Genomic DNA, 18692 nt, shown 5'->3' with positions numbered 1-18692 from the left:
GCCCCCTGTAGGAGCGGCGCAAGCCGCGACCGCGAAACCGCACCGACGGCGCAACCCTGCTCCCACCGTCGACGTTTCACTTACCGATACAGAAACTCGAAAAGATATGCCCCAGCAAATCATCGGCGCGCACCCGCCCGGTGATTTCGCCCAACGCGTCGTGCGCATGGCGCAGGGCTTCCGCCGCCAGATCGAGCATCTCGTGATCGAGCTGCGCGCGCGCCTCGGCCAGCTCCTCGCGCGCCTGCCGCAACGCATCGACATGCCGCGCGCGCGCGGTGAACGCGCCTTCGGCCGCATCGCTGCCATCGCCTTGCGCCAACGCGCGCAAGCGCGCGTGCAAGGCATCGAGCCCCGCGCCGGTCTGCGCGGACACGAACACCCGGTTTTCGCCGCCGACATCGGCCGGCCCCGGCGAGTCGTAGTCGGATTCGAGCAGATCGATCTTGTTGTAGACGAACAAGCGCGCCGGCACCGGTTCGATCGCATCGGCGACCGCGGCCAACCCGCCGTGCGGATCGCGCGCGTCGAGCACGACGATGGCGAGGTCGGCGCGGTCGAGTTCGCCGCGCGCGCGGCGCATGCCTTCGCGCTCGATCGCGTCGCCGCCGTCGCGCAGGCCGGCGGTGTCGACCAGGGTCAGCTCGACGCCGTCGAGCTTGATGGTTTCGTGCAGCAGATCGCGGGTGGTGCCGGCGATGTCGGTGACGATGGCGCGCTCGCTGCCGGCCAACGCGTTCAACAACGAACTCTTGCCGGCGTTGGGCGGGCCGACGATCACCGCATGCAGGCCGTCGCGCAGACGCCGGCCACGTTCGGCCGCGGCCAGCAAGTCGTCCAGCGCCTGCGCCGCGCCGCGCAAGCGTTCGCGCAACGCGCCGCCGCCGAGCGTGTCGATGGGCTCGTCGGCGAAATCGATCGCCGCCTCCACGTGCACGCGCACCGCCAGCAGGTCGCCGGCCAGGGCTTCGACGCGACGCGAGAATTCGCCGTCCAGCGCGCGCCGCGCCGCGCGCGCGGCGCGCGCGTCGGCCGCGGCGATCAGGTCGGCGACGGCCTCGGCCTGAGCCAGGTCGAGCCGGCCTTCGAGAAACGCGCGTTCGCTGAACTCGCCCGGCCGCGCGCGGCGCGCGCCGAGCGCGCACGCGCGCGCGAGCAGTTCCTCCAGCAACGCGGGGCCGCCGTGCGCCTGCAACTCGGCGACGTCCTCGCCGGTGTAGCTGGCCGGCGCGGCGAAGAACAGCGCGATGCCGTCGTCGATGGTCTCGCCGGCGCCGTCGCGGAAACGCACGTAATGGGCGTAGCGCGGTTGCAGTTCGCGGCCGGCCATCGTTCGCGCGATCTCGCGCGCCTGGGCTCCCGATAAACGCACGATGCCCACGCCGCCCGCGCCGGGCGCGGTGGCGATGGCGGCGATGGTGTCGCGGGCGGAGGCGGGGGCGGTCATAGGCGAATGATAGTGGCTGGGTCGTGCTGTGGATAAGGTCGGAGTTCGGGGTTTCGCCATCTGTCTCCACGCAGCCCACGAGTCGTCATCCCCGCGCAGGCGGGGATCCAGAGACTTCAGAGTCGTGTCGCGGTGAAGCCCTGGATCCCCGCCTTCGCGGGGATGACGGCGGGTGGCGCTGCGCAGCAACCGACTTATCCCCAGAAACGCAAAAGCCCGCCTTGCGGCGGGCTTCGCGAAAACCGATCCGGCGAACCGATCAGCTCTTGTCCTTGTCCTTGTCCTTGCCGCCACCGCCGCCGGCATTCTCCTCGGCGTAGCGCTTGGTCGTGATCCACTGCTGCAACAGACCCAGACCGCCGTTGGCGACTTGGTACAGCACCAGACCGGCCGGCAGGAACGCCAGGATCGCGCCGAACACCAGCGGCATGAACTGCATCATCTTCTGCTGGGTCGGGTCCATGCCGGTCATCGGGGTCAGCTTCTGCGTCGCCCACATGATCGCGATGTTGCACAGCGGCAGCACGAAGAACGGATCGCGCGAGGTCAGGTCGTGGATCCACAGCGTCCACGGCGCGTGGCGCAGTTCCACCGACTCGGCCAGCATCCAGTACAGCGTCATGAAGATGATGATGCTCGGCAGCAGCGGCAGACAGCCGCCGACCGGGTTGATCTTCTCCTTCTTGTACAGCTCCATCAGCGCCATCTGGAACTTCTGCTTGTCGTCGCCGTAGCGCTCCTTGAGCTGGGCCACGCGCGGCTGGAACTTGCGCATCTTGGCTTGCGACTTGTACTGCGCCGCCGACAGCGGATACAGCGCCAGCTTCAGCAGCACCACCAGGCCGATGATCGCCCAGCCCCAGTTGCCGAACAGGCCGTGCAGCTTGTCGAGCAGCCAGAACAGGCCGTTGGCGAGGGTGGCGAAGATCGAGTAGCTGCTGAAGTCGACCGCGCGGTCCAGGCCCTGCACCTTCTGCGCTTCGATCGCCTTGACCAGCTTCGGGCCGACCCACAGGCGCGCTTCGGTGCTGGCCTTCTGGCCGGGCGCGACGGTGAAGCCCGGGCCGACGTCGCGGATGACGTACTGCGACGCGCCGCCGGCGTTGAGCTGGTCGAGCTGGAACTGGCCCTGGTCCTTGTCGCCCGGAATCCAGGCGGCGAAGAAGTGGTGCTGCAGCATCGCGATCCAGCCGCCGGTGACCTGCTTGTTGAGGTTGCCGTCGGCGGCGAACTTGTCGAACTTGCGCTTCTCGTACTTGTCGGTCGGGCTGTACCACGCCGCGCCCTGGAAGCTGTACTGCTCGGGGCTGAAGGGCCCCTTGCGCGCGAGCTCGCGCGGCACGCGGCTGAGCTGGCGGTAGATGTAGCCCTGCCACGGCGCGGCGCTGGCGTTGGCGACTTCGTCGCGGACCTTGATGACGTAGTCGCCGCGGCGGAAGGTGTAGGTGCGGGTGATGGTCACGCCGTCGGCGCCCGTCCACACGAACGGCACCGCGATTTCCTTGGCGCCGTCGGCCAGCTTGAGCTCGCGCGAGTCGCCGGCGTAACGGAAGCCGGCATCGTGGGTCGGGGCGATCTTGGCCTGGTTGACCCAGCCGCTCTGGGCGACGAAGTACAGGGTCGAATCGTGGGCCAGCAGCCGCATCGGCGGGCTGTCGGGCTCGGTGCCGACCGGGTAGCGCAGCAGGTCGGCCTCGCTGATCTCGCCGCCGTTGAGGATCACCTTGAACACGTCGGTGCTGACCACCACCGGCGCGTCGCTGGGCGCGGCCGCGGCGACGCCGGGCGATGCCGCCGGCGCGGACGGCGCGGCGGTCGGCGCGGCGGGCACGCCGGGCGCAGCGCTCAGGCCGGCGACGCTGGGCACGCTGCTGGCCGGCGCGACCGCGCTCGGCGGCGGAGCCGGCGGCGCCGATTTCTCCTTGCCCCACTCCATCCACAGCAGGGTCGCCACCATCAGCCAGGCGAGGATCAGAAAAGCACGGGTCTGGTTCATGGGCAGCAGGCGGGCTCAGCCGGGACCGGAGTCCGGCGTGGGGTGAGAAGGGGAAGCGGCCGGCATTGTGCCGGGGGCCGCAGTCTCGGGCAATGCGAGCGCGTTTCGGGCGCCGGCGCGCTTGAGCAGACTGTGGAACGCGGCGCGGAGTTCCTCGCCGGACAGCTTGGCCGCACCCGGGCGCGCGACCACGACATAATCGCCCGCGGCGAGCTCGCCGCGCAGGTGGCGGAAGGCATCGCGCAGGATGCGCTTGATGCGGTTGCGGCCGACCGCGTTCGGATCGACCTTGCGCGACACCGCCAGCCCCAGCCGCGCCGGAATCTGCGGGTCGGCCTGGAAATGCAAAGCGAGCACGGGCAGCGCCACGCGCCGTCCATGCTTGAAGATGCGGTCGAAATCGGAACGCGCGCGTACCCGCGCGGTGCGCGGGAAGCGGTTCGAGTTCATTGCAGGCGCTCGGCCGCGCGGCGCCGGATCGGCCGTGCCTGGCGGTCGATGGCCAGGAACGATCTCGGCAGGGCGGCCGGCAACGCTTAGGCGGTCAGGCGCTTGCGGCCCTTGGCGCGACGACGGGCGAGAATCTTGCGGCCGTCGGCGGTCGCCATGCGGGCACGGAAACCGTGGTCGCGCTTGCGCTTGAGGTTGCTGGGCTGGTAGGTGCGCTTGGTGGCCATGACAGGCTCGCAAAGATAACGACGAAAGTGGACCGCCGATTCTAGCGGCGCCCCTACGGCAGGGTCAAGCCCTTGTCCCGATTGGGATTGCGGATGCGCGACGCAGGCCACCAAAGCGCCTGGGGGCAGCCTGTGCACGAGCTGTGCATGAACCTGTGGATTAGTCCTGTTCCGATCCCGGCCTCGGTGGTAGTCTGACCGACCCCCCGGCTTCCTGCGTCGCGATGTGCGCATCGTGCGTTGGGCCGCTTTCGTCCGCCGCCGGCCCCGCCGTTGCGGCCGACCGCCCCACGCACGAAACACGCACACAAGAAGACACGCTACAGATGGAAGCCTGGCCCCGCTGCCTCGAACGCCTTGAAGCCGAGTTCCCGGTCGAGGACGTGCATACCTGGTTGAAGCCGCTGCAGGCCGCGCAGCGCGACAGCAAGACCGTGCTTTACGCGCCCAACGCGTTCGTGGTCGAACACGTGCGCGAGCGCTACCTCGCGCGCATCCGCGAGCTGTTGTCGTACTTCGCCGGCAGCGAAGACGTCAGCCTGGAAGTCGGCTCGCTGCCGCGCGCGCCGGGCAGCACCCAGCCGCTGCCGCTGGAGCCGACCACCAGCGCCGTGCGCCAGGCGCCGGCCGCGGTGACCGCGCCGGTCGAGCCGTTCCAGGGCAACCTCGACACCCATTACACCTTCGACAACTTCGTCGAAGGCCGCAGCAACCAGCTCGGCCGCGCCGCCGCGTGGCAGGCCGCGCAGAAGCCCGGCGAACGCGCGCACAACCCGCTGCTGTTGTACGGCGGCACCGGCCTGGGCAAGACCCATCTGATGTTCGCCGCCGGCAACGCCATGCGCGACGCCAATCCGGCGATGCGGGTGATGTACCTGCGTTCGGAGCAGTTCTTCAGCGCGATGATGAAAGCGCTGCAGGACAAGACCATGGATGCGTTCAAGCGCCAGTTCCAGCGCGTCGACGCGCTGCTGATCGACGACATCCAGTTCTTCGCCGGCAAGGACCGCACCCAGGAGGAGTTCTTCCACACCTTCAATGCGCTGTTCGACGGCAAGCAGCAGATCATCCTGACCTGCGACCGCTACCCGCGCGAGGTCGAAGGCCTGGAGCCGCGGCTGAAGTCGCGCCTGGCCTGGGGCCTGTCGGTGGCGATCGAGCCGCCGGACTTCGAGACCCGCGCCCAGATCGTGATCTCCAAGGCCAAGGAACGCGGCGCAGCGATCCCCGAGGAAGTCGCCTTCCTGCTGGCCAAGAAGATGCGCTCGAACGTGCGCGACCTGGAAGGCGCGCTCAACACCCTGACCGCGCGCGCCAACTTCACCGGCCGCGCGATCACCGCCGAGTTCGCCCAGGAAACCCTGCGCGACCTGCTGCGCGCGCAGCAACAGGCGATCGGCATCCCCAACATCCAAAAGACCGTGGCAGACTACTACGGCCTCCAGATCAAGGACTTGTTGTCCAAGCGGCGCACGCGTTCGCTCGCCCGTCCGCGCCAGGTGGCCATGGCGCTGACCAAGGAACTGACCGAACACTCGCTGCCGGAGATCGGCGATGCCTTCGCCGGTCGCGACCACACGACCGTTCTGCACGCTTGCCGTCAGATCCGCACCCTGATGGAAACCGACGGCAAGCTGCGGGAAGACTGGGACAAGCTGATCCGCAAGCTCAGCGAGTGATCCGCGGCGCCTGCTCGGCGGGCGCCGGCCTCGGCCTGGGATGCGCGGCAACGCCGACGGCGCGATCCCGCTATCGCGCCCCGACCGCACCGCGCCGCCCGCGCTAAGCTGGCGCCGCAACGGCCTTCCGGCCGGAGCCGGCCGCGACCTCGCCCAGCGGCGGGCCGGCGGCTCGTTTTATGTGGTGCGGCTCCTGCATTGGCGGTTCCTGCTGGAATCCACGACGACGAGCGCGACGCAGCGGCACGGCCTTCCGGTCGGTCTGGCTGCCGTCCGCGCTCATCCGTAGAGATCGCAGGACCGCAGGCTGAGGGGCCGGGCGGGTGGTTCGGCGTTGGCGTGGGTCGGGATTCCAGGAACCACCGGTTTGCCGGGGCCGCGCACAAGGCGCAGGCGCTAGGCGGATCCAACCGGGTTCCAGCGCCGGCGGTTCGGGGTCCGCACCGACGACCGCGCCGCCGGTGGACACAAGGTAGACGCTAAGTTGCTGATGTGAAAGGCATAAGTTCGGGGACTAGACTCGTACAAGCTGTGGATAAAGTTCAGGCCGCGGCGACGCGCCGAGGTTATCCACAGGTTCCACCCGCCCTCCAGGGCCAGTTCTACCCGCGTTTGAGTTACCGGAATTAGCTTGTAAATCAAAGTCTTAAGTCGGTTTTCAACAGTTTTTCGCTGCTCCACCGCCACCAAGATTTTGATTTATACATCTCTTTAGTAATTGGGTTTGCGCCCACCGACCGGCCAAGGGGTCCGCATGCGTTTCAGCCTGCAACGCGAAGTTTTTCTCAAGCCGTTGGCCCAAGTGGTCAATGTCGTCGAACGCCGGCAGACCTTGCCGGTCCTCGCCAACCTGCTGGTTCAGGTCAAGGACGGCCAGCTCTCGCTGACCGGCACCGACCTGGAAGTCGAGATGATTTCGCGCGTCAACGTCGACGATGCGAAGGACGGCGAAACCACGATTCCGGCGCGCAAGCTGTTCGAAATCGTGCGCGCCCTGCCCGACGGCAGTAAGGTCACCGTGAGCCAGGCCGCCGAGAAGATCACCGTGCAGGCCGGGCGTTCGCGCTTCACCCTGTCGAGCCTGCCGGCCAACGACTTCCCGTCGATCGACGAAGTCGAAGCGACCGAACGCGTGCGCGTGCCGGAAGCCGCGCTGAAGGAGCTGATCGAACGCACCGCGTTCGCGATGGCGCAGCAGGACGTGCGCTATTACCTCAACGGCTTGCTGTTCGACCTGCGCGAAACCAGCCTGCGCTGCGTCGCCACCGACGGCCACCGTTTGGCCTTGTGCGAAGCGCCGTTCGAAGGCGGCGCGCAGACCAAGCGCCAGATCATCGTGCCGCGCAAGGGCGTGCAGGAATTGCAGCGTCTGCTCGAAGGCGGCGACCGCGAGGTCGAGCTGGAGATGGGCCGCGGCCACATCCGCATCAAGCGCGACGATGTCACCTTCACCAGCAAGCTGATCGACGGCCGTTTCCCCGATTACGAGGCGGTGATTCCGATCGGCGCCGACAAGGAAGTGCGGATCGAGCGCGAGATCCTGCGCGCTTCGCTGCAACGCGCGGCGATCCTGTCGAACGAGAAGTACCGCGGCGTGCGCATCGAAGTCTCGCCCGGCCAGCTCAAGATCAGCGCGCACAACCCGGAACAGGAAGAAGCGCAGGAAGAAGTCGAAGCCGACACCAAGGTCGACGACCTGGCCGTGGGCTTCAACGTGAACTACCTGCTCGACGCCCTGACCGCGCTGCGCGACGAGCATGTGGTGCTGGCATTGCGCGACGCCAACTCCTCGGCGCTGGTGCGCGAGGCGTCGAACGAACGTTGCCGCCATGTGGTGATGCCGCTGCGTCTCTGATCCACGGCGTCGCTTCGGTTCCACGTGGAACACAACACACGCCCGGCTTCTGCCGGGCGTGTGCGTTTTGGGGCCTGGCTGAAGGTTCGGCTGCTTACGTCGGGTTCCTGAGGGCCCTGTAGGAGCGGCGCGAGCCGCGATCAACCGAAGAAATTTGGTACCACGAGGTCGCCTAAGCGACTGATGTGGCTAGGAAAACCTTGTTCTGGCGGATCTTTGGCTTCGGCGGCTCCGCTAGCGTCAATCGCTTCGGTTGTCGCGGCTCGCGCCGCTCCTACAGGTAGCCCATACCGGTTTAGCCAGGCCCGTTTGCTGCGTCCCGCCCGCCCCGCCCTAGCCAATCTGCGATCATTCCCCCATGCACGTAACCCGCCTGGACGCCCGCGGCCTGCGCCGCTTCGCCGACGTAAGCCTGTTGCCGGCGCCCGGGATCAACCTGATCACCGGCGAGAACGGCGCGGGCAAGACCAGCCTGCTCGAAGCCCTGCACCTGATGGCCTACGGGCGCAGTTTTCGTGGCCGCGTTCGCGACGGTTTGATCCGTGCCGGCGATCCGGCCTTGGAAGTGTTCGTCGAATGGCAGGAGGCCCGCCGCGACCAGCGGCGCAAGGCCGGGTTGCGGCACAGCGGACAGGACTGGGTCGGCCGGCTCGATGGCGCTTCGGTGTCCCAGCTCGGCGAGTTGTGCGCGGCGCTGGCCGTCGTCAGCTTCGAGCCCGGCAGCCACGCGCTGATTACCGGGCCCGGCGAAATCCGTCGTCGCTATCTCGATTGGGGCTTGTTCCACGTGGAACCAGACTTCACTCCGCTGTGGCGGCGATACACCCGCGCGCTCAAGCAGCGCAACGCCCTGCTCAAGGCGCGGGCCCGCGATGGCCAGATCGATGCGTGGGATCGCGAGCTGTCCGAGGCTGGCGAACCGCTGAGCCGGCGCCGCCAGCAATATCTGGACGAGCTGCAGCCCCGATTTGCCGCGTTTGCGGCGGAACTCGCGCCGGGACTGGGCGCGATCCGCCTGGACTACGTCCCCGGCTGGCGCCGCGACGACTTCCCGCTGGCCGACGCCCTGCTGCTGGCCCGGGAACGCGACCAGCAGCAAGGCTTTACCTCGGTCGGCCCGCATCGCGCCGACTGGCGCATCGGCTACGGTGCGATTCCGGGCCGCGAGGCCCTGTCGCGCGGGCAAGCCAAGCTGGTCGCATTGGTGGCCTTGCTGGCCCAGGCCGAGCAGCACGCGCAAGTCCAGGGCGAATGGCCGGTGATCGCGCTGGACGATCTGGCCTCGGAGCTGGATCGCCGGCATCAGCGTCGCGTGCTGGAGCGTCTGATCGCCAGTCGGGCCCAAGTTTTCATCACCGGCACAGAGCCTCCGCCCGCGTTGGCCGAGATGGAAGTCGAGATCGCTCGGTTCCACGTGGAACATGGAACCTTGCGGCAGGAATCAAGGATCCACGGTTCCACGGGAAGCCTGTCCGTGGAACTGGAGCGTGGAACCCGCTCTTGATGGCCTCAGACGTGTTCCACGTGGAACACGACGCCAACCTCGGTTCTAAACCCCGCCGACCCCGTCCGCATCCCACCCGGACGCATCCAGCCAGGGGATTCAGGGAGTGAAGTCCGTTCTTTCCGCCGTTCTCGGCCTGTTCGCCCTTGTCGCCACCCTGCCGGCGCCGGCCCAGGTCGATCTGTCCGAACTCAGCCGCCGCAGCGCCGGCCCGCGCACCCAGGTCGCCGTGCTCGGCACCGCCCACCTCAGCGGCCTGCCCAAGGACTACGACCTGACCCGGCTCGAGCCGGTGCTGGAGCGCCTGGCGGCGTTCAAGCCCGACATCGTCGCCATCGAGGCCGTGTCCGGCGAAGGATGCGATCACCTGAGGCGCTACCAACCGCTGTTCGACGGCGCGGACGACACCTACTGCGCCGACACCGCGGCCGCGCGCAAGGCCACCGGCCTCGACGTCCCGGCCGCGGTCGCCGAAGTGCGCCGCCGCTACGCCGACTGGCCGGCGCAGCCGACCCCGGCCCAGCGCCGTCGCCTCGCCTCGCTGCTGCTGGCCGCGAGCGAACGCGCCTCGGCCCTGGTCCAGTGGCTGCAACTGCCGCCGTCCGAACGCCGCGCCGGCGACGGCCTCGATGCGGCGCTGACTGAGCAACTGGGCGCCCTCGCCACCACGGCCCGCAACGAGAACTACCGCATCGGCGCGGCCCTGGCCGCGCGCCTGGGCCTACAACGGGTCTACGCGATCGACGATCACAGCGCCGACCGCGTATTCGCCGACATGGGGCCGGGTTTCCAGGACGCGATCGGCGCGGTCCGCAAGGCCTCGGCGTACCCCTTCATCGCCGAGGAACAGGGCTATACCGACCGCGGCGACCTGCTCGGGCTCTACCGCTTCCTCAATCGCCCCGCCACCCAGCTCGGCGGCATCGATTCCGACTTCGGCGCCGCCCTGCGCGAGCCCTCGCCCGAGCGCTACGGCCGCCAGTACGTGGCGTGGTGGGAGGCACGCAATCTGCGCATGGCCGCGAGCCTGCGCGAAGCCTTCGGCAACCGCCCCGGCGTGCGCGTGCTGCAGGTCGTCGGCGCCTCGCACAAGGCTTATCTCGACGCGTATCTGCGGCAGATGCACGACGTCGACGTGGTCGACGTCCAGGCTCTGCTCGCGCCTGGGACGCGCTGAGAGGCCATCCAGGCGTCCGGGGCTGGGTACCCACAGGGGAGGGGGCGCGAAGTGCTATAATTTCGTCTGGATCCCAATAGCTAATGTCTGGCCGGGCCACGCGTTTCCGACCGGGCCCAGCCAGCCTTTGCAGCCGACCCGAAGCGAATGACCGACGAAACCGTTCCGACTCCGCCCTCGACCTCGTACGACTCCAGCAAGATCACCGTGCTGCGCGGCCTGGAGGCCGTGCGCAAGCGGCCCGGCATGTACATCGGCGACGTGCACGACGGCACCGGCCTGCACCACATGGTGTTCGAAGTCGTCGACAACGCGATCGACGAAGCGCTCGCGGGCCACGCCGACGATGTCGTCGTGACCCTGCTGACCGACGGCTCGGTCTCGGTCTACGACAACGGCCGCGGCATTCCGGTCGACATCCACAAGGAAGAAGGCGTCTCCGCGGCCGAGGTGATCCTCACCGTGCTGCACGCTGGCGGCAAGTTCGACGACAACAGCTACAAGGTCTCCGGCGGCCTGCACGGCGTCGGCGTGTCGGTGGTCAACGCGTTGTCCGAACGCCTGTGGCTGGACATCTGGCGCGACGGCCACCACTACCAGCAGGAATACGCGCTCGGCGAGCCGGTCTATCCGCTCAAGCAGCTGGAAGCCTCGGACCTGCGCGGCACCACGCTGCGCTTCAAGCCGGCGGTCGAAATCTTCACCGACGTCGAGTTCCACTACGACATCCTCGCGCGCCGCCTGCGCGAACTGTCGTTCCTCAACTCGGGCGTCAAGATCACCCTGATCGACGAGCGCGGCGAAGGCCGCCGCGACGTGTTCCAGTACGAAGGCGGCATCCGCTCCTTCGTCGAGCATCTCGCGCAGGTCAAGACGCCGCTGCATCCGCACGTGATCTCGGTGTCCGGCGAACAGAACGGCATCACCGTCGACGTCGCGTTGCAGTGGACCGACTCGTATCAGGAAACGATGTTCTGCTTCACCAACAACATCCCGCAGAAGGACGGCGGCACCCACCTGATCGGTTTCCGCGCCGCGCTCACGCGCACGCTGACCAACTACATCGAGCAGAGCGGCATCGCCAAGCAGGCGAAGATCTCGCTGTCCGGCGACGACATGCGCGAAGGCATGATCGCGGTGCTGTCGGTGAAGGTGCCGGACCCGAGCTTCTCGTCGCAGACCAAGGAAAAGCTGGTCAGCTCGGAAGTGCGTCCGGTCGTGGAAAGCACCTTCGGCGCGCGCCTGGAAGAATTCCTGCAGGAACATCCCAACGAAGCGCGCGCGATCACCGGCAAGATCATCGACGCCGCGCGCGCGCGCGAAGCCGCGCGCAAGGCGCGCGACCTGACCCGCCGCAAGGGCGCGCTCGACATCGCCGGCCTGCCCGGCAAGCTCGCCGACTGCCAGGAAAAGGATCCGGCGCTGTCGGAACTGTTCATCGTCGAGGGCGACTCCGCAGGCGGCTCGGCCAAGCAGGGCCGCAACCGCAAGACCCAGGCGATCCTGCCGCTCAAGGGCAAGATCCTCAACGTCGAGCGCGCGCGTTTCGACCGCATGCTCGGCAGCGCCGAAGTCGGCACGCTGATCACCGCGCTGGGCACCGGCATCGGCAAGGACGAGTACAACCCGGACAAGCTGCGCTACCACCGCATCATCCTGATGACCGACGCCGACGTCGACGGCTCGCACATCCGCACCTTGCTGCTGACGTTCTTCTACCGGCAGATGCCGGAGCTGATCGAGCGCGGCCACATCTACATCGGCCTGCCGCCGCTGTACAAGATCAAGCAGGGCAAGAACGAGATCTACCTCAAGGACGACGCGGCGCTCGACGCGTACCTGGCCGGCAACGCGGTCGAGGGCGCCGGCCTGATTCCGGCCGACGGCGAACCGCCGATCGAAGGCGCGGCGCTGGAGAAGCTGCTGTTGGCGTACGCCGCGGCCAAGGAAACCATCGCGCGCAATTCGCATCGCTACGATCCGAACGTGCTGACCGCGCTGATCGACTACACCAAGCTCGACACCGATTACCTGCTCAACCACACGCCGGATTTCGGCGGGCTGGAAAAGCGCTTCAACGAATCCGGCCTGGGCCGTCCGCGCTACGAGCTGACCCTGCATCGCGCCAACGAAACGCGTCAGGCCGCGCTGCTGCTCAAGCGCACCCACATGGGCCAGGAGCTGACCCAGGTGCTGCCGCTGGCCGCGTTCGAAAGCGGCGAGCTGCGCGCGCTGCGCGAAGCCGCGGCGCTGCTGCACGGGCTGGTGCGCGACGGCGCGCAGATCGTGCGCGGCAACCGCGCCCAGGCGGTCTCGGGCTTCGCCCAGGCGCAGGCCTGGCTGATGGACGAGGCCAAGAAAGGCCGCCAGATCCAGCGCTTCAAGGGCCTGGGCGAGATGAACCCCGAGCAGCTGTGGGATACCACGGTCAATCCGGAAACCCGCCGCCTGCTGCAGGTGCGGATCGAGGACGCGGTCGCCGCCGACCAGATCTTCAGCACGCTGATGGGCGATGTGGTCGAACCGCGGCGCGAGTTCATCGAGGACAACGCGCTCAAGGTGGCCAATCTCGACGTCTGAGCCCGCGCCGGGTTCAAGCCTCGCCGGCGCCGCCACGGCCGCGCCGGCCGATCCCTCGCCCGCGCTCGCGGGCGAAGCGGACGCTCTCCCCAACACCGTAGGTTCCACGCCGGCACCGCTGCTGCCGGCGCTGGCCGGCTTCGCCTTCGACCTGCTGCTGTGGCTGTGCCTGCTGGCCGGCGGATCGGTGCTCGGCACGGTCGGCTGGGGCTTCGTCCAGGGGCTGCGCGGCGCGACTTCCGCGCACGCCGGCCCGCCCACGTCGATTTCGCTGCTGATCGGCCTCGCCGCGACCGCTTTTGCGGCCCTGATCGTCTACTACTTTCGTCGAACTGCGAACGCGGTCGAGCGGCGCGCCGCGTGGCGGGCCTTGTTGCGGCCATCTACCTGGATGCTGATCCTAACAGCCGTCATCGTGCTGCTATGGTTCAGTTACATGGCCGATCGGATGACCCAACTGCTGGGCATCGACGCGACCCCGACCAACCAGGTCCTCAGCGACCCGCTGCGCGCCCAGCCCGGGCTGTGGCTGGTGTTCGCGGTGCTGATCGCGCCGGCGTACGAGGAACTGCTGTTCCGCCGGGTGCTGTTCGGCCGGCTGTGGGCCGCGGGCCGGCCGTGGCTTGGCCTGGTGTTGAGCTCGGTCGCCTTCGCCCTGGTCCACGAACCGCCCGGCCTCGGCGCCGGCCGCGGCTGGGGCGTGCTGGTGCTGTGGGCCGTGTATGCGCTGATGGGCGCGGTGTTCGCCCTGGTCTACCGCCGCACCGGCAGCCTGTGGGCTTCGTACCTGGTCCACGCCGGCAACAACCTCATCGCCTGCCTGGCGCTGATGGCCGGGCCCTGAGCCGCGCATCCGCGCCGGGCCGCAGCCCGTACCGCTATTGACGATCCGTTAATCCGGGCAAGGCTACAAAGCCGTTATCGCTTTGGGGACCACCGGCAATGAAACGCATCCTGCTCGGGCTCGCGATCGCCGCGGCGGTCGCGGCCTGCGCCACCACCACGTCGCCCACCGGGCGCACCCAGCACGTCGGCGGCGTCTCCCAGGCCCAGCTCGACCAGATGGGCGCGCAGGCCTTCGCCGAAACCAAGAAGAAGGAGCGCATCAGCACCGATGCGCGCCAGAACGCCTACGTGCGCTGCGTGGTGAACACGATCACGCGCGAACTGCCGCCGGCGTGGCAGGCGAATTGGGAAGTGGCCGTGTTCGTCGATAGTTCCCCCAACGCCTTTGCCCTTCCTGGCGGAAAGGTTGGCGTAAACACGGGAATTTTTACCGTCGCCAAGAACCAGGACCAACTTGCGGCGGTGATTTCGCACGAAATCGGCCACGTGGTTTCGCGCCATCACGACGAGCGCATCACCCGCCAGATGGGCAGCCAGGTGGCGCTCAACATCCTCGGCAGCCTGATGGGCGCGCGCTACGGCGACGGCGCCGCCAGCGCGACCAGCCAGCTCGGCGGCGCGGCCCTGCAGACCGCCTTCCTGCTGCCCGGTTCGCGCACCCAGGAGAGCGAGGCGGACGTGGTGGGTCAACGACTTATGGCACAGGCGGGCTACGACCCGAGGCAGGCCGTGGACCTGTGGCAGAACATGATCGCGGCCAGCAGTTCGCGCCCGCCGCAGTGGCTGTCGACCCACCCCGACCCGCAGTCGCGCATCCACGAACTGAACGCCCGCGCCGGCGCCCTGGTCCCGGTCTACGAGCAGGCCCGGGCGTCCGGCCGTACGCCCAGGTGTGGATGATGAACATGTGAAAAAGGCAGCCCGAACCCGTATCGCGCAGGCCCAAGTTTCTGTTAGGTTGGCGGCCCCTTGGCCTTGCGCCGGTCCGCCGCGAGGCCCCGGTCTGCGGCCTCTGAGCCCCTTGAAAAGGTGAGTCGATGAACAAGCAACCCACCCGTCGCAGCACCCTGCTTGCCGCCGCCATCGGTGCGGTGCTGGTGTTCGGTGCCGTGACCCAGGTCAACGCCCAGACCGCCTCCGAGCGCAGCGCCCAGCGCCGCGCGGCCAAGGACAGCGGCAAGCCCGCCAAGCAGGAAAACCAGTACCCGAACGCGACCCGCACCGCGCCGGAAGCCAAGGCCTCGTCGAAGGGCGGCGCCAAGCTGCAGAAGATGATGGACGCGTTCGACAAGGAGAAGTTCCCGGAGGCCCGCAGCCAGGCCGACGCGATCATCGCCGACACCGGTCTCAATCCTTACGAACGCTCCTTCGCCGCGCAGATCGGCTTCCAGGTCGCGTACGACGCCGACGACAACAAGGCGGCGATCGAGTACCTGAAGAAGGCCATCGAGATCAACGGCCTCGACAACAACGCCCACTTCGACCGCATGTTCGTCCTGGCCCAGCTGCAGCTGCAGGAAGAGCAGTACGCCGAGTCGCTGGCGACGATGGACCGTTTCCTCAACGAGTCCAAGAGCACCAAGCCCGAGCACCTGATCGTCAAGGGCAATGCGCTGTACCGCCTGGAGCGCTACCCGGACGCGGCCAAGGTCATCAAGCAGGCCGTCGACGCGTCGCCGGAGCCCAAGCAGGAATGGCTGCAGCTGCTGATGGCCGCCTACGTCGAGAACAACCAGGGCGCCGAGGCGGCCAAGGTCGCCGAGTCGATCGCCGCCAAGAATCCGAACGACAAGCGCGCGCAGATGAACGTCGCCGCGGTCTATTCGCAGTCCGACATGCTCGACAAGGCCGCCGCGGTGATGGAGAAGATGCGCGCCGCCGGCCAGTTCACCGAAGACAAGGACTATCGTCAGCTGTATTCGACCTACCTCAATCTCGACAAGAAAGAGAAGGAGGCGATCGGAGTGATCAACGAAGGTCTGCAGAAGGGCGTCCTCAAGCCCGACTACCAGGCCTACGTGGCGCTGGCCCAGGCCTATTACTACTCCGACCAGACCGGTCCCTCGATCGACGCGTACAAGAAGGCGGCTCCGCTCGCGCCGGACGGTGAGACGTACCTGAATCTCGCCCGCGTGCTGTGGCAGGAAGACCGCATTCCCGAGGCCAAGGAAGCCGCCAAGCAGGCGATCGCGAAGGGCGTGAAAAAGCCCGACGACGCCAAAAAGATTCTCGCGCTGAAAGGCAAGTAATTTCAGCGTGCAGGCCCATCCGCGCTTGTAAACCTGTGACGCGGTTTGGTATATGCTAGGAGGTTCCCGCGACTGGAAACGGTTGCAGGAACCGAACGATGGCCCGCGGCGCCCAGGCGTCCGGTAACACCTCCCGAGCTGACGGCATGACGCAAGACCTCGAACTCCAAGTTAGGAAAGATGACGACCGCGAAGGGCTGAACTGGGCACGTATTGCCGGTATCACCTGCGCGATCGCCGTGCATGCTGCGGCGCTGCTGTTGTTGCTGGCCCCGATGACTCCGCCCGCCCAGCAGCAGGACAAGGAGGAGGTGACGATGGTGAACATCATCAAGCCGCCGCCGCCGCCCCCGCCGCCGCCGCCGCCGCCGCCGGAGCCGCCGAAGGAAATCAAGCAGCCGCCGAAGGAGCTGTCGCCGCCGCGACCGACTCCGACGCCGCCGCCGCCGGAGCAGCCGCCGATCGAGAACGTCGATCCGAGCCCGATCGATCCGCCCGCGCCGCCGCCGGCTCCGCCGTCGCCGCCCGCCGTGGCCAGCGATATCGGTTCGAGCGTGGATCCGTCCTCGCGCCGCCTGAACCCGCCGAAGTACCCGCCGACCGAAGCCCGTCAGGGCGTGGGCGGCACCGTAGTCCTCGTGATCAGCATCGACGGCCAGGGCAACGTGCTGGACGTGCAGGTCGAGAAGTCCAGCCGCAACCGCAACCTGGACCGAGCGGCCATGGACGCCGCGCGCAAGTGGCGCTTCAACCCCGAAATGAAAAACGGTCAGCCGGTCGCCAGTCGCGTCCGAGTGCCCGTGGACTTCGTCCCGCCGACCTGATCGGGGTCGGCTGGACCAGCTAGTTGTGTCGTTCGTTCCGCGTAAAACCTTTCTTCCTTTCCACGACATTCAAAGGTAAGCGTCATGCTGCAGCAAACCACCACCGCCGCCGCCGGAGGCTCCAACGCTGAAGCGCTCCAGCAGATGAGCTTCTCGCATCTGTTGCAGAACTTCGATCTCGTCGGCTGGATCGTGTTCATCACGCTCACGCTGATGTCGGTTCTGTCGGTCTACTGGATCGTCATCAACTTCGTTAAGAACCTGCGCCTGCGCGGTTCCTCGGACCGCGTCGTCAGCACCTTCTGGGAAACCCCGAACGCGCAGGACGCGATCCGCTACATGGAAGAGCAGCCGCGCAGCGAGCCGTTCTCCAAGATCGCCCTCGACGCCGCCCAGGCCGCCGCTCACCACCAGCGCCACGAAGGTTCGCGCCTGGTCGAGTCGCTGAACCGCTCGGAGTTCGTCGATCGCGCCCTGCGTCAGGCCGTGACCCGCGAGAGCTCGCGTCTGGAAGCCGGTCTGACCGTGCTCGCCACCGTCGGTTCGACCGCGCCGTTCGTCGGCCTGCTCGGCACCGTGTGGGGCATCTACCACGCGCTGCTGCGCCTGGGCGCCTCGGGCGAGTCCTCGATCCAGGCCGTCGCCGGCCCGGTCGGCGAAGCGCTGATCATGACCGCGATCGGTCTGTTCGTCGCGATCCCGGCGGTGCTCGCGTACAACTTCTTCGTGCGCCTGAACCGCGTCACGAACAACAAGTTCGACACCTTCGCGCACGACCTGCACGACTTCTTCGCCACCGGCTCGCGCGTCGGCGAAGTGTCGAACAAGCGCTAATTACCACGCCTCCCCATTTAGCGTAGCTCCTGGAGTTCGGACATGGCCTTTAGTTCAGGCGACACCGGCGGCCCGATGGCCACAATCAACGTCACGCCCCTCGTGGACGTGATGCTGGTGCTGCTGATCATCTTCATGATCACGGCGCCGTTGATGACGCATAAGGTCGAAATCAAGCTGCCCGAAGCCACGCTGAAGAAGATCGAGGAAGCGCCGAAGATCACGCCGATCACCTTGGCGATCCAAGAAGACGGTCACATCTACTGGAACGACGAGCCGATCACCGCCGACCAGCTGGAAAGCCGTCTTTCGGTCGAAGCGCAGAAGACCCCGCAGCCGCCGATCAACGTCCGCGGGGACCGCACCACCAAGTACCGCACGATCAACAACGTGGTGACCATCGCGCAGAAGCAAGGCATGCGTAAGGTCGGCTTCGTCGCGATCAAAGAACGCTAATCGGAGATCGGGAACATGGCTTTCAGCAACAACTCCTCCGATAGCGGCGCGATTTCGGACATCAACGTCACCCCGCTGGTCGACGTGCTGCTGGTGCTGCTGATCATCTTCATGGTCACGGCGCCGACGGTGTCCTATCCGATCGACGTCAATCTTCCGCAGCCGACGCTCAACCCGCCGCCGCAGACCTCCGAGCCGCCGCCGCCGATCGCCTTGCGCATCGACGCGACCGGCCAGGTGTTCTGGAACAACAACCCCACGCCGCTCGCGGCGATCCCGGGGATGATGAACGAAACGGTGCAGCGCGATCCCACGAACCAACCTCTGCTAGAAATCGACACCAACGAAGACGCCGAATACGGCGTGCTCGCCAAGGTGCTGGCTTACGCCAAAAACGCAGACATGAAAAAGATCGGTTTCGTCCAGAAGTAATCCGTTCGGAACCGACGCTTACCGTCGTGAAACGCCGCCCAACCGGGCGGCGTTTTTTTATGCGGCCGCCTGTCGGGGCGCCGGTGATGGGGTGTGGGCAAGTCCGTGGCCGCGATCGGCCACGCCGAGCCGACCC

The 18692-nt window shown here is 67.5% G+C and carries 17 protein-coding genes; 13 read left to right on the top strand and 4 right to left on the bottom strand.

The genetic code is table 11. From position 1 onward, the window contains the following. Window positions 1-76 precede the first annotated feature (76 nt). From mnmE to rpmH, 4 genes are all read right to left on the bottom strand, one after another. Window positions 77-1447 (bottom strand): tRNA uridine-5-carboxymethylaminomethyl(34) synthesis GTPase MnmE, encoded by a 1371-nt coding sequence (gene mnmE / locus JHW38_RS16590; protein WP_207522432.1) that lies wholly within the window; start codon window positions 1445-1447, stop codon window positions 77-79. A gap of 259 nt (window positions 1448-1706) precedes the next feature. Then, a complete protein-coding gene (yidC, locus tag JHW38_RS16585; RefSeq protein WP_207522431.1) occupies window positions 1707-3443 on the bottom strand; it encodes a membrane protein insertase YidC in 1737 nt (578 codons plus the stop codon). 15 nt (window positions 3444-3458) lie between these two features. Continuing rightward, a complete protein-coding gene (gene rnpA / locus JHW38_RS16580; RefSeq protein ID WP_207522430.1) occupies window positions 3459-3893 on the bottom strand; it encodes a ribonuclease P protein component in 435 nt (144 codons plus the stop codon). Window positions 3894-3979: 86 nt separating this feature from the next. Continuing rightward, a complete protein-coding gene (gene rpmH, locus JHW38_RS16575; RefSeq protein WP_027083663.1) occupies window positions 3980-4120 on the bottom strand; it encodes a 50S ribosomal protein L34 in 141 nt (46 codons plus the stop codon). 326 nt (window positions 4121-4446) lie between these two features. On the opposite strand from rpmH, the gene dnaA reads away from it, so the two are divergent. The 13 genes from dnaA to JHW38_RS16510 all read left to right on the top strand — a co-directional run bounded on the left by dnaA (window position 4447) and on the right by JHW38_RS16510 (window position 18556). Further along, complete coding sequence (dnaA, locus tag JHW38_RS16570; protein ID WP_242690968.1) at window positions 4447-5799, top strand: chromosomal replication initiator protein DnaA; 1353 nt, start codon at window positions 4447-4449, stop codon at window positions 5797-5799. 40 nt (window positions 5800-5839) lie between these two features. Continuing rightward, window positions 5840-6088: a hypothetical protein gene (locus tag JHW38_RS16565; protein ID WP_207522428.1), complete on the top strand. Its 249-nt coding sequence runs from the start codon at window positions 5840-5842 to the stop codon at window positions 6086-6088. A gap of 465 nt (window positions 6089-6553) precedes the next feature. Next, complete coding sequence (dnaN, locus tag JHW38_RS16560) at window positions 6554-7654, top strand: DNA polymerase III subunit beta (protein WP_207522427.1); 1101 nt, start codon at window positions 6554-6556, stop codon at window positions 7652-7654. Between the two features lie 358 nt (window positions 7655-8012). Next, complete coding sequence (gene recF / locus JHW38_RS16555) at window positions 8013-9158, top strand: DNA replication/repair protein RecF (RefSeq protein ID WP_207522426.1); 1146 nt, start codon at window positions 8013-8015, stop codon at window positions 9156-9158. 106 nt (window positions 9159-9264) lie between these two features. Further along, complete coding sequence (locus tag JHW38_RS16550) at window positions 9265-10335, top strand: DUF5694 domain-containing protein (protein ID WP_207522425.1); 1071 nt, start codon at window positions 9265-9267, stop codon at window positions 10333-10335. Between the two features lie 147 nt (window positions 10336-10482). Next, window positions 10483-12915 carry a DNA topoisomerase (ATP-hydrolyzing) subunit B gene (gene gyrB / locus JHW38_RS16545; RefSeq protein WP_207522424.1) on the top strand — a complete coding sequence of 811 codons (2433 nt, stop codon included), beginning with the start codon at window positions 10483-10485 and terminating at the stop codon, window positions 12913-12915. Beyond that, window positions 12848-13759: a CPBP family intramembrane glutamic endopeptidase gene (locus JHW38_RS16540; RefSeq protein ID WP_207522423.1), complete on the top strand. Its 912-nt coding sequence runs from the start codon at window positions 12848-12850 to the stop codon at window positions 13757-13759. Before gyrB ends, JHW38_RS16540 begins: the two co-directional genes overlap by 68 nt. A 98-nt stretch (window positions 13760-13857) precedes the next feature. Then, window positions 13858-14661: a M48 family metallopeptidase gene (locus tag JHW38_RS16535; RefSeq protein WP_207522422.1), complete on the top strand. Its 804-nt coding sequence runs from the start codon at window positions 13858-13860 to the stop codon at window positions 14659-14661. A 137-nt stretch (window positions 14662-14798) separates the two neighbouring features. Continuing rightward, complete coding sequence (locus JHW38_RS16530; protein WP_207522421.1) at window positions 14799-16010, top strand: tetratricopeptide repeat protein; 1212 nt, start codon at window positions 14799-14801, stop codon at window positions 16008-16010. 146 nt (window positions 16011-16156) lie between these two features. Then, window positions 16157-16834 carry an energy transducer TonB gene (locus tag JHW38_RS16525; protein ID WP_207522420.1) on the top strand — a complete coding sequence of 226 codons (678 nt, stop codon included), beginning with the start codon at window positions 16157-16159 and terminating at the stop codon, window positions 16832-16834. An 84-nt stretch (window positions 16835-16918) separates the two neighbouring features. Continuing rightward, complete coding sequence (locus JHW38_RS16520) at window positions 16919-17668, top strand: MotA/TolQ/ExbB proton channel family protein (protein ID WP_057949725.1); 750 nt, start codon at window positions 16919-16921, stop codon at window positions 17666-17668. 42 nt (window positions 17669-17710) lie between these two features. Further along, window positions 17711-18124 (top strand): ExbD/TolR family protein, encoded by a 414-nt coding sequence (locus tag JHW38_RS16515; protein WP_096376159.1) that lies wholly within the window; start codon window positions 17711-17713, stop codon window positions 18122-18124. A 15-nt stretch (window positions 18125-18139) separates the two neighbouring features. Then, window positions 18140-18556, top strand: coding sequence for an ExbD/TolR family protein (locus tag JHW38_RS16510; RefSeq protein WP_074871298.1), 417 nt, complete (start codon window positions 18140-18142; stop codon window positions 18554-18556). The last annotated feature ends 136 nt before the right edge of the window (window positions 18557-18692 follow it).

Origin of the sequence: Lysobacter enzymogenes (genome assembly GCF_017355525.1) — a bacterium.
GTDB lineage: Bacteria > Pseudomonadota > Gammaproteobacteria > Xanthomonadales > Xanthomonadaceae > Lysobacter > Lysobacter enzymogenes_C.
The sequence above is the reverse complement of the archived record's forward strand: the minus strand, read 5'-3'. Positions and strand labels throughout refer to the sequence as shown.